Origin of the sequence: Nocardioides sp. S-1144, assembly GCF_005954645.2 — a bacterium.
GTDB lineage: Bacteria > Actinomycetota > Actinomycetes > Propionibacteriales > Nocardioidaceae > Nocardioides > Nocardioides dongxiaopingii.
The window spans coordinates 3,033,840-3,044,450 of sequence record NZ_CP040695.2 but is presented as its reverse complement, the minus strand read 5'-3'; the positions used below and the strand labels follow the sequence as shown (position 1 = coordinate 3,044,450).

The following is a 10,611-nucleotide window of genomic DNA, read 5'->3' as shown; positions in this document are numbered from 1 at the left end:
GTGCGCGGGCGTCGCGAGCCCTTCATGGAGGGCGACCTGGTCGACCTGGTCTGGCCGACGCGCGACGACTTCGAGGTGGTCGCGCGGATGCTCGCCGGAGGACCGGCGGCGGCCCTGGCCACCGGCGGGGAGGTCGCGCCCGAGGCCGACGACCTGCGCCAGGAGTGCCGCCACGGTCGCTCGGCCATCGCCTGCGTCGTCACCAAGGACGGCGAGACGATCGGCTTCGTCCGCTGGGTGTCGCGCAAGTACGCCGGGAGCTACGAGATCGGCGGGCTCGTCGAGCAGCCCGAGCAGTGGGACCTCGGCCTGGGCGCCGAGGGGACCGGACTGGCCCTCGAGCACCTCTTCCACGCCTGCAACGCCCACCGGGTCCAGTTCCTCGTCGGCGCCTTCAACCTCCGCACGCTGCGGATGGTGCTGAGCCTGGGTCTGCCCGTGGAGGGCATCCTGCGGGACTACTTCTTCCTCGACGGCGAGTACCACGACGGCATCGTCACCTCCGTGCTCCGCGAGGAGTTCTACCGCTTCGACACCCACGGCGCGGTCCGGGACCGGATCAGCCCCGCCGACAAGCAGGAGGCGCGCGAGCTCCTCGTGATGGCCCGCGCCCGCCAGTCCGAGAGCGTGGGCCTGTGAGCGGCGACGCCGGCGGCGAGCTCGACGGACGCACGGCCCTGGTCACCGGGGGAGCCCGCGGGATCGGCGCGGCCGTCGTCACCCGCCTGGCCCGGGCCGGGGCGCACGTCAGCTTCACCTACCGCACCTCGGACGCGGACGCGGCCGCCCTGGCCGACAAGCTCGACGCCGAGGGGCTCTCCCACGACCGGGCCCGGGTCGACGTGACCGACGTCGCCGCGGTCGACGCCTGGGTCAACGACGTGGCCGGACGGCGCGGCACCGTCGACGTCGTCGTCAACAACGCCGCCGCCGGCCGGGCCGCCCCGATGCTGCACCTGACCGACCCGGCGCTGCTGCGCGAGTCGGTCGACGTCAACCTCCTCGGCACCCTGAACGTGGTCCGCGCGAGCTCCACCCACCTGCTCCTCGGCGGCCGCGGCGCCATCGTGTCGGTGACGTCGATCGCCGGGCGGGTCGGCGTGCTCGGCCTGGCGTCCTACGGCGCGAGCAAGGCCGGCATCGAGGGGATGACCAGGGCGCTCGCGGTCGAGTTCGGCCCCCGCGGCGTGCGGGTCAACGCGGTCGCGCCCGGCTACACCGGGGGGACGGCGATGGTCGGCGAGGTGCCCCGGGCCACGTTGGACGCGCTGGTGGCGCGCACCCCCCTGGGCCGGACCGCGACCCCGGAGGAGGTCGCCGAGGCCGTGCTCTTCCTCGTCTCCGAGCGCTCGGCCTTCGTCACCGGGCAGACCCTCGTGGTCGACGGGGGGCTGACGTCGTGAGCGGCGCGGGAGGCCGGGCGATCCTGTTCAACCCGCAGGTGCACGTGCGCCCGGGCGACTACGACGAGCTCCTGGCGACCACGCCGGCCGCGCGCCGCCGCGTCGAGGAGGCCGCGGAGGTCGTGGGCCGCCCGCTGCTGGAGGACCTGCGCAGCGACGACCCCGACCGGGTCAACGCCGGTGCGTCGATCCGGCCGGCGTCGGTGGCGATGGCGATCGGCCTCGCCGAGCACGAGGGCCGCCGACCCGAGGACGCCGCGTTCACCGCCGGCATCAGCCTCGGTCAGCTCACCGCCGCGTGCTTCGCGGGCGCGATGAGCTTCCGGGACACCGTGCGGATGGCGTGCCTGATGCCGCAGGTCGAGGACCGGTTCTTCCCCGGCACCGAGCTCGGCACGGCGTTCGCCTACGGCGTCCCGTCGGACTTCGCCGTCACGGCGCCGGGTGCGGCCCCGGACGGGGGAGTCCTCGTCCCCTGCGCCCTCACCGCCGACAACCAGGTGCTCTTCACCTGCGACCCGGCCGGCTTCGACGTGCTCGTCGAGCTCGCCTTCGCCGCCGGTGGCCTCGCGGTCCGGGTCCCGTACTCGCCCCCGGCGCACTGCCCGCTGATGTCCGAGGTGGAGGCCGCGTTCGGCGCCGAGTTCGTGCACCTCGACCCGCGGCCCGACCCGGTCGTGCCCCTGGTCTGCAACGTCACGGCCCGCCCGCTGACGACCGGCGAGCAGGTCTGGGACGCCCTCGTGGCCCAGTACACCCACCGCGTCGACTGGACCGGTGGCCTGCGGTGGATGGCCGGGGTCGGCGTGACCTCGTTCGAGGTGGTGGGTCCGGGACACTTCGTGCAGAAGTCGCTGAGCTTCACCGACCTCTCCACCGGTCTCGGCCCCGAGGTGGGGGTCCACGCGGGATCGCTCGCCCGATGACGGTCCTCGCGGGACCGCGCCCCGTGCCCAGCCCGACGACGGCCGTCGTCCTGCCCGGCATGGCGCCGTCGACCTGGCACGCGGTCGGCGCCTACATGACGACGTCCGCGGAGGTGGCCGAGGCGGCCGAGGTCGCCGACCGGGCCGTCGGCTACGACGTCCGGGCGGCGTTCCGCGACCAGCCCTCGGGCTCCTACGGCGCCCCGGCCCAGCTGGCCTTCCTCCTCAACACCGTCGCCCTGGGCCGCGTCGTCCTCGAGCAGGGCACCGACCCGGACGACGTGGTGCTGGTGCCGAGCAGCTTCGGTGCGTGGGCGGCGTGCGTGCTGTCCGGCGTGGCCGACCTCGCCGACGTCGCCCGCGCGGTGCAAACCCTCGCGACGCGGGAGCAGGAGCTGGGCGAGTCCTCGCTCGCCGGCCTGGCGACGGTCTTCTTCTGCCGCCTGGACGGCGACGCCGTCGCCGGGCTCGTCGGGTGGATGCGGGCCGGCGGGTGCCACGCCGAGCCCGCCCTCGACCTCGACCACGACCTCGTCGGCTACACCGTCGACGACGTCCCGCGGATGCGCGCGGGCGTGGAGGCGCGCGGCGGCATCTGGCTGCACGAGATGCGGCCCGCCGTGCACAGCGTCCGCTCCGCCGAGCTCGCCGACCTCGCCCACGACCTGGTCTCGGGGTGGGACCTGGGCCCGGCCCGGTTCCCGGTCCTCAGCGACCACGACGGCACGTCGACGGTGGAGCCCGGGGTGCTGGTCGGCCACGTCGCGGCGCAGTACGTCCGCACCGTCGACTGGCCGCGGACGGTGTCCCGGCTGGTGAGCACGGGGATCGAGCGCGCCGTCGTCGCGGGGCCCGCCAGCCTGTTCAACAAGGTGCTGCGCCGGCACCTGCCGACGGTCGCGGTCACGCCCGACGACGACGGCCGGGTCGTGTCGCGCTCGCTGCGCAGGTCGGAGCCCCGGTGAGTCCGCGCGAGGCGGGCGCCGAGGCCGACGGCATCGAGCCCGGGCTGGGCGCGGCGCCGGTCGAGACCGACGACCCCGCCACCACCGACAGCCCCCCGGCCGCGACCGGCGACCCCGTCGACGGCGATCCGCCCGAGGCCGCCCTGCCCTCCGTCGCGCCGGTGCGCCGGCTGCTGCGCCGGACCGTCGGGAGCGGCGGTCGGCGTCGCCTGGTGATCGCCGGCGCGATCGCGATGTCGCTGTGCCTGCCCGTCTTCGCCATCATCCAGCCGCTGCTCGTGGCCGACCTGCTCGACCGGCTCGGGAGGCAGGAGCCCTACGGGCACACGCTGCTGATGCTCTGCCTGGTCGTCGCCGGCGACCTCGTGCTCGCGGGGCTGTACTTCTGGACCCTGAAGCGGCTCGCGGAGGACGTCATCCTCGACACACGGCGCGTCATCATCAGCCGCGTCCTGCGGATGCCGGTGGCCCGCCTCCAGACCTACCGCAGCGGCGACCTGATGACCCGCCTCGGCAGCGACACCACGATGATGCAGTCGGTCTTCACCTCCGGCATCTTCAGCATCATCAGCAGCGCGGCCCTGCTCGTCGGCTCGATGGTCGTGCTCTGGTTCCTCGACCCGTTGCTGATGGCCGTCCTGGTCGGCACGGTGGCCGCCGTCGGCGTGCTGCTGCTGTTCCTGCTCGCGTCGGTGCGTCGCGTCTCGCGCCAGGTGCAGCACGAGGTCGGCGGCATGGTCACCGAGTTCGAGACGAGCCTGAAGGGCCTGCGGACGATCCGGATCTTCGGCGCCTCACGCCGCGTCTCCGACCGGGTCGCGCGCCGGGCCCGGCGCGCGCACCGTCAGGGCCGGCGGCTGGCCGCGGTCCAGGCGGTCGTGGAGCCCGCCGTCAACACCGCGATGCAGGCCGCGGTCACCGTGGTCCTCGTGATGGGCGGCATCCGGGTGTCCAACGGCGACATCTCCGTCGGCGAGCTGGTCGCGTTCGTCCTCTACGCCCTCGGCGTCGTGGTGCCGATGAGCGACGCCGCGCGGGCGCTGACCGCCGTGCAGGTCGGGCTGGCCGCCGTCGACCGGACCGAGGAGGTCGCCGCGGAGCCGGTCGAGCTGGCCGACCTCGGCATCGAGGAGGGCGCCGACCCGCGACCCGACCTCCCGGCGATCGACCTCACCAGGCACCCCGCGATCGAGCTGCGCGGCGTCGACTTCGCCTACCCCGGCGGCCACCCCGTGCTGCGCGGCGTCGACCTCGTGGCCCCCACCGGAGACCGGGTGGCGATCGTCGGCCCGTCGGGCAGTGGCAAGTCGACCCTGCTGTCGCTCATCGGCGGGCTGTACCGGGCCGACCGCGGCGAGGTCGTCATCGGCGGCCGCAACATCCTCGACGGCCCGATCGAGGAGGTGCGCGAGCTGCTCGCGATCGTCGAGCAGGACGCGCCGATGCTCGCGGGGTCGATCCGGACCAACCTGCTGCTGGCGGCTCCGGACGCCGACGACGCGACCCTGCGCCGGGTGCTCGACGACGTCGGCCTCGGCCAGTTCTCGACCCCGGAGGGGTTGGACCGCGAGGTCGGCGAGGCCGGCTCCGAGCTCTCCGGCGGGCAGCGTCAGCGCCTGGCCTGGGCCCGGGCCCTGGCCCGGCGGTGCGACATCCTGCTCCTGGACGAGCCGACGTCCGCGCTCGACGCCCAGACGGAGTGGCGGCTGCAGAACCTGCTGGGCTCCCGCCCGTTCCGCGCGATGACGGTCGTCGTGGTGGCCCACCGGCTGTCGACGGTGATCGGCAGCGACGTCATCTACGTGCTCGACCAGGGCCGGGTGGTCGCGACCGGGAGCCACGACCAGCTCCTCGCGAGCAGCGAGCTCTACCGGGAGTTCGCGACCCGTCAGGGTCTGGCCGGCGACGAGCCCGCCGCCGCCCCGTCGGCGGCCGGCTGACGCACGACCGACCGAGGGACGACCGGCTGAGGGACGACCGGCGGTGGTGGCGCCTCAGCGGGACAGGTAGCTGAGCGGCTCGCTCTCGTCGTAGGCCGCCGCGGCGCCGTCGTCGGACGGTGCGGCACACGCGAGGAGCGAGATGCGGAAGGCCTCGGTGAGCATCCGTGCCGACACCTCGATCCTGCGCGGGTCGGCGTCCTCGCCCTCGAGGGCGAGGGCCAGCAGCCCGGGCCCCCGCGATGTCTGGTCGATGCTCCGCAGCACGCCGGGCATCGCGGTGGCGATGGCGTCGATGACCTCGGCGAGGACGTAGACGCAGTCGGAGACCTCGAAGCCGAGGTGCACCAGCTCGAAGGCCGCCAGCACCGGCGACTCCTCGGCGATCTCGATGTTCCCGCTCGGCGTGATCATCACGACGCCGTGCTTGAGCAGGTTGGCCACCACCACCGGGTGCTTGGCCGCGGAGCGGCGCAGCAGGCGCAGGGCGGTCTGGTTCTGCACCGTCACCCGCGACGGCAGGAACTGGGCCGCGATCGCGGCGAGGTTGTAGCCCTCCTGCTGGAGGGCCTTGATCCGTTCGAGCCGCTCGAGGTGGCGGCGGCCGTAGACCACGCGCCGGCCCTGACGTCGTGGCGGGGCCAGCAGCCCGCGGGTCTGGTGCGCCCGGATCGTGCGCACCGAGAGGTGGGTGGCCGCGGCCAGCTCGTGGATGTCGTACTGGACGACCGCGTCGCCCGGCGCTGCCGACGCCCCGGCGGCCGACCGCTCGGCGGGCGGTTCGGCGGACGGTTCGGGATCGGCGTCGGCCACCGAGAGTCGCGCGGCGCCGCTCCCGCCCCTGGTCGTGCTGGACGGAATGAAGTGCTCTGGCATGGTCCTCCCCGGATTGCGGCACTTCCCCCCGAGAGTTCTGGTGGATGCTGGTCTCGAGAGAACTTTTCTGGGACGCACTTTACTTGTCCGTCAATTCCGGGCAGGGGCACAACGGATTGTTCCGGAAATTGAATCTTGTATTGTTTGCCGGTCTGGCTGTGTATTCGACGGGTCGCCGCGTGGTGAGCCGGGCAGCCGCCGGCGTTCCGCCAGAGAGCGGTACAGAGTTGTGTTTGAGGAAGTTTGCGTCCACGTGACTGCGGTGGAATTGCCCTGTGTCGGCCCTGCGCGATCAACGGCGCAGTCCGACCGGCGGCGACGCACCGGATACCCACCACGGTATCGATCCCTCGACTACACCCCTACTGGCGAGGCAGCGGTCGAGCAGCGGTGAGCCGCAGCCGGTGAAAGTGACACGGAATCATGTCATCGACCTCGGTGGCGTGTCGTTCGCCTATGGTTCGGCGTGCCCGACCGCCAATGAGGGAGGTCTCGCATGACCGGCTCGGCACTGCTCGGGGCGCTGCTCGCCCTGGCGCTCGTCGACAGCACCAGCATCGGCACCCTGGTGCTCCCGCTCCTGATGCTCCTGTCGCCGCGCGTGCAGGTGCGCTCCTACCTGGTCTACCTGCTCACCATCGCGGTCGCCTACGCGGTCGTGGGGCTCCTGGTGGTCAGCGGTGCCGCCTGGCTCACCTCCTGGGGCAGCGAGCTGGGCTCGTGGCGCTGGGTCCGGCAGGCGGAGCTCGGGGTGGGGCTCACGCTGCTCGCGATCGGGGTCTTCGGCGACCCGCGTCGGTGGTTCGGGCGGGGCCGGCCGGGGCCGGACGCCGGACGGGCCCGCCTCGAGCGCTGGCAGCAACGGCTCGAGGACTCCGGGGCCGGCCCCGGGTCTCGTGGGCGCTACCGCGTGGTCGTCGGCGTCGCCCTGCTCGCGGCCGCCGTCGAGGTGGCGTCGATGGTGCCGTTCTTCGCGGCCGCCGCCCTGGTCACCGCCGCCGACCTGAACCCGGTCGAGCGGGTGGTCGTGGTGGCCGGGTACTGCCTGGTGATGGTGGCCCCGGCCGTGGTGCTGCTCGTGCTGAGGCTGGCGCTCGCGGGGATCCTGCGCCGGCCGCTCGCCCGGTTGTCCACGTGGATGCTCGACCACAGCGCCGGCGCCGTCTACTGGGTGCTCACCATCGTGGGCCTCGTCCTCGCCGCCGACGCCGGCGACGCCCTGACCACCTGACACGCCGGCGGGACGACCACTTGTCGTCCACAGGCCGGGCGGTCCCGGTGTTCTCCACAGGGCGGCTCGGTGCCGGGCCCGCGACGTCGCGCCGCCGCCCACGCTGTCCGCAGGAGGTCAGCAGATGACGACGACACGGGTCACGAGGGCGACGACGAGCAGGCAGGCGATCGGGGCGTACGGCGAACGGGTCGCCGAGCGCTACCTCGTCGAGCAGGGGATGGTGACCCTCGACGCCAACTGGCGCTGCCGCGAGGGCGAGATCGACCTGGTGCTGCGCGAGGGCCCGGTGCTCGTGGTGTGCGAGGTCAAGACCCGCACCAGCCTGGTCAACGGCAGCCCGCACGAGGCGATCACCGACGTGAAGCGGGAGCGGCTGCAGCGCCTCGGGGTCCGGTGGGCCGAGGCCCGCGGCGTGCGCCCGGCCCAGATCCGCGTCGACCTGGTCGCGGTGATGCGACCCCGCCGGGGGCCGGCGGTCGTCGAGCACGTCCGCGGGGTCGGCTGATGCCGTTCGCGACCGCCCACGCGGTCTCCCTGCACGGGGCGCTGGGTCACCTCGTCGACGTCCAGGCCGACGTCTCGCCCGGCCAGGCCGGGCTCGCGATGGTCGGCCGGCTCGACCTGTCGCTGCGCGAGGCCGGTGACCGCTGCCGGATGGCGATCGCCAACAGCGACCTGGTCTGGCCGGCCACCAAGCGGACCACCCTGCTGCTCTCGCCGGCCGACCTGCACAAGCGCGGACCGCACTTCGACCTGGCCATCGCCGTCGCGGTGCTGGCCGCCGACGGGCAGCTGCCGCCCGAGGCGCTGAGGGACACCGTGTTCATCGGCGAGCTGACCCTGGCCGGCGGGCTCCGTGCGGTGCCGGGCGTGCTGCCGATGGTGCTGGCCGCCGTCGACCGGGGCATCCGGCACGTCGTCGTGCCCGAGCCCCAGGCCCAGGAGGCGGCGATGGTGCCCGGCGTGGCCGTGCTCGGCATGCGCTCGCTGCTCCAGGTCGTCGCCGAGCTGCGCGGCGAGGTGGTGCCGACCGCGCCGCCGGTCGCGCCGATGTCCGGCACCCGGCTGCTGGCCTGGCGCGGGGCCGACCGGCTCGACGACGTCGACCTGGCCGACCTGCACGGCATGGCCGACGCCAAGTACGCGGTGGAGGTCGCCGCGGCGGGCGGCCACCCCCTCCACCTGTCCGGGCCCAAGGGGTCGGGCAAGACCAGCCTCGCCGAGCGCATCGTGACCGTGCTGCCCGACCTCGGGCCGGAGGAGGCGCTCGAGCTGACGGCCGTGCACTCCCTGGCCGGCGCCCTCGAGCCCGGCGACGGGCTGATCACCCGGCCGCCGTTCTCGGCACCGCACCACGACGCGAGCAAGACGAGCATCGTCGGGGGCGGCAGCGGGCAGGTGCGTCCCGGCGAGCTCAGCCGCACCCACGGCGGCGTCCTGTTCCTCGACGAGTGGCCGCTGTTCCGCTCCGACGTCATCGACGCGCTGCGGCAGCCGCTCGAGAGCGGCGAGATCACCGTCGCGCGCTCCGACGAGTCGGTCACCCTCCCGGCGCGGGGGATGCTCGTCCTGGCCTGCAACCCGTGCCCGTGCGGTGACTACAGCGACGACCGCGGCCAGAACCGGTGCAGCTGTCGTGCCGTGGAGCTGCGCGACTACCGCCGCAAGATGCGGGCGCCGATCGCCGACCGGCTCGACATCTCCCGCCACGTCGGGCCGCTGCGACCCCACGACCACGACCGGTTCTCGCGGCTCGAGTCCTCGGCCGAGGTGCGCGGGCGCGTGGCCGCGGCCCGGGCCCGCCAGGCCGAGCGGTACGCCGGGTGCGGGTGGCGCCTCAACAGCCAGGTCCCCGGTCCGGTGCTGCGCGACCGCTGGCCGCTGCCGGCCGGCGCCCAGCGCCTGCTCGACGACCGGCTCTACGAGGGCAGGCTCAGCAGCCGCGGCGCCGTGCGGGTCCACCGGCTCGCCTGGACGATCGCCGACCTGCGCGCGGTCACCGCGGGCGGCGACGTCGGGCCCGACCGCGACGAGGTCGACGTCGCGCTGCGGCTGCGCGCCGGCGACGCCCTGATGGTGCACACGCTGGAGCGGGGGATGGCCGGATGAGCGTGCCCGACCGCGAGCGGCTCGCCCGGGTGGCCCTCAACCGGCTCGGCGAGCCCGGCGACGTCAAGATGACCGCGCTGGTGGCCGAGCTCGGCGCCGTCCGGCTGCACGACCTGCTGCTGCACGAGCGCGACCCGCACGGCCTGCGCACCGACGTCGCGGCGCGGCTGGCCTCGGTCGACCCGTGCGGCGAGCTCGACCGGTCGGCGCGGCTCGGGCTGCGCTTCGTCGTGCCCGGGGACGACGAGTGGCCCGAGCCGCTCGGCGACCTGGCCGCGGCCGGCTCGATCCAGGACCGCGGGGGCGTGCCGGTCGGGTTGTGGGTCAAGGGACCGCTCCGGCTCGACCGGCTGGTCGACGCGGTCGCCGTGGTCGGGTCCCGTGCGGCCACCCAGTACGGCGCCGACGTCGCCCGGGAGATCGGGGCCGTGGTGGCCCGGTCCGGGAGGGTGGTCGTCTCCGGCGCCGCGTTCGGCATCGACGTGGCCGCGCACCGCGGCGCGATCAGCGGCGGCGCGCCGAGCGGTGCCGCCACCGACGGGCCCACGGTGGCGGTCCTGGCCTGCGGGGCCGACCGGGTCTACCCGCAGGCCCACCGCGAGGTCGTCGACCACATCGCCGCCACCGGCGCGGTCGTGTCGGAGGCGGCGCCGGGCTGCTCCCCGCAACGGGTGCGGTTCCTGGCCCGCAACCGGCTGATCGCCGCACTGTCGCGCGGCACGGTGGTGGTGGAGGCCGCCCGGCGCAGCGGTGCCCTCAACACCGCCAACTGGGCCGGGCGGCTGCAACGCTCCCTCATGGGCGTCCCTGGTCCGGTCACCAGCGCCGGCTCCGCCGGCGTCCACGAGCTGATCCGGGCCGGTGCGATGACCCTGGTGACCGGTGGCGGGGACGTGCTGGAGATGGTCGGGGCCGCCGGCGAGCACCTGGTCGAGGAGCACCGCGAGCCGTCCACCGCGCGCGACCGGCTCACCGTCCGGCAGCGTCAGGTGCTCGACGCGGTGCCGGTCGGCCGCCCGGCCCATCCCGACTCCATCGCCCGGGTGGCCGGTCTCGGCCTGCTCGAGGTGCGCGCGGGCCTCGCCCGGCTGCTCGACTCCGGGCTGGTCGAGCTCGCCGACGGCGGGTGGCGGCTCACCGCCGAGGCTCACGGGTGAG

At 74.6% G+C, this 10,611-nt stretch carries 10 protein-coding genes; 9 read left to right on the top strand and 1 reads right to left on the bottom strand.

The genetic code is table 11. The features are described from left to right. The 5 genes from FE634_RS21105 to FE634_RS14185 are packed head-to-tail and all read left to right on the top strand — an operon-like array spanning window position 1 to window position 5,234. The gene (locus FE634_RS21105) at window positions 1-639 is read left to right on the top strand and encodes a GNAT family N-acetyltransferase (RefSeq protein ID WP_170981652.1); all 639 of its coding nucleotides are present in this window, start codon (window positions 1-3) and stop codon (window positions 637-639) included. After that, entirely contained in the window at window positions 636-1,403 is a 768-nt protein-coding gene (locus FE634_RS21100) for an SDR family NAD(P)-dependent oxidoreductase (RefSeq protein ID WP_170981651.1), read from the top strand. The genes FE634_RS21105 and FE634_RS21100 overlap by 4 nt, the downstream gene beginning before the upstream one ends. Then, window positions 1,400-2,329 (top strand): ACP S-malonyltransferase, encoded by a 930-nt coding sequence (locus tag FE634_RS14195; RefSeq protein ID WP_138876243.1) that lies wholly within the window; start codon window positions 1,400-1,402, stop codon window positions 2,327-2,329. Before FE634_RS21100 ends, FE634_RS14195 begins: the two co-directional genes overlap by 4 nt. Continuing rightward, the gene (locus FE634_RS14190; protein ID WP_138876242.1) at window positions 2,326-3,294 is read left to right on the top strand and encodes a hypothetical protein; all 969 of its coding nucleotides are present in this window, start codon (window positions 2,326-2,328) and stop codon (window positions 3,292-3,294) included. Before FE634_RS14195 ends, FE634_RS14190 begins: the two co-directional genes overlap by 4 nt. Continuing rightward, window positions 3,291-5,234 carry an ABC transporter ATP-binding protein gene (locus tag FE634_RS14185; protein ID WP_148240704.1) on the top strand — a complete coding sequence of 648 codons (1,944 nt, stop codon included), beginning with the start codon at window positions 3,291-3,293 and terminating at the stop codon, window positions 5,232-5,234. The genes FE634_RS14190 and FE634_RS14185 overlap by 4 nt, the downstream gene beginning before the upstream one ends. A gap of 54 nt (window positions 5,235-5,288) precedes the next feature. Here the strand turns inward: FE634_RS14185 and FE634_RS14180 are convergent, their stop codons facing one another. After that, window positions 5,289-6,110, bottom strand: a complete 822-nt coding sequence (locus FE634_RS14180; RefSeq protein WP_138876240.1) for a helix-turn-helix domain-containing protein — start codon at window positions 6,108-6,110, stop codon at window positions 5,289-5,291. 496 nt (window positions 6,111-6,606) lie between these two features. Here FE634_RS14180 and FE634_RS14175 point away from each other — a divergent pair, with 496 nt between their 5' ends. The 4 genes from FE634_RS14175 (at window position 6,607) to dprA (ending at window position 10,610) form a co-directional block, all read left to right on the top strand. Beyond that, window positions 6,607-7,341: a GAP family protein gene (locus FE634_RS14175; RefSeq protein WP_137294882.1), complete on the top strand. Its 735-nt coding sequence runs from the start codon at window positions 6,607-6,609 to the stop codon at window positions 7,339-7,341. A gap of 124 nt (window positions 7,342-7,465) precedes the next feature. After that, a complete protein-coding gene (locus FE634_RS14170; protein ID WP_137294881.1) occupies window positions 7,466-7,849 on the top strand; it encodes a YraN family protein in 384 nt (127 codons plus the stop codon). Then, window positions 7,849-9,453, top strand: a complete 1,605-nt coding sequence (locus tag FE634_RS14165; protein WP_138876239.1) for a YifB family Mg chelatase-like AAA ATPase — start codon at window positions 7,849-7,851, stop codon at window positions 9,451-9,453. Before FE634_RS14170 ends, FE634_RS14165 begins: the two co-directional genes overlap by 1 nt. Beyond that, window positions 9,450-10,610, top strand: coding sequence for a DNA-processing protein DprA (gene dprA, locus FE634_RS14160; protein ID WP_138876238.1), 1,161 nt, complete (start codon window positions 9,450-9,452; stop codon window positions 10,608-10,610). Before FE634_RS14165 ends, dprA begins: the two co-directional genes overlap by 4 nt. Window position 10,611 lies beyond the last annotated feature (1 nt).

Bases quoted from the DNA above. Each gene is read 5' to 3' on its own strand.
- FE634_RS14190 (WP_138876242.1), top strand. From the start codon at position 2,326: ATGACGGTCCTCGCGGGACCGCGCCCCGTGCCCAGCCCGACGACGGCC.
- FE634_RS14180 (WP_138876240.1), bottom strand. From the start codon at position 6,110: ATGCCAGAGCACTTCATTCCGTCCAGCACGACCAGGGGCGGGAGCGGC.
- FE634_RS14175 (WP_137294882.1), top strand. From the start codon at position 6,607: ATGACCGGCTCGGCACTGCTCGGGGCGCTGCTCGCCCTGGCGCTCGTC.
- FE634_RS14170 (WP_137294881.1), top strand. From the start codon at position 7,466: ATGACGACGACACGGGTCACGAGGGCGACGACGAGCAGGCAGGCGATC.
- FE634_RS14165 (WP_138876239.1), top strand. From the start codon at position 7,849: ATGCCGTTCGCGACCGCCCACGCGGTCTCCCTGCACGGGGCGCTGGGT.
- dprA (WP_138876238.1), top strand. From the start codon at position 9,450: ATGAGCGTGCCCGACCGCGAGCGGCTCGCCCGGGTGGCCCTCAACCGG.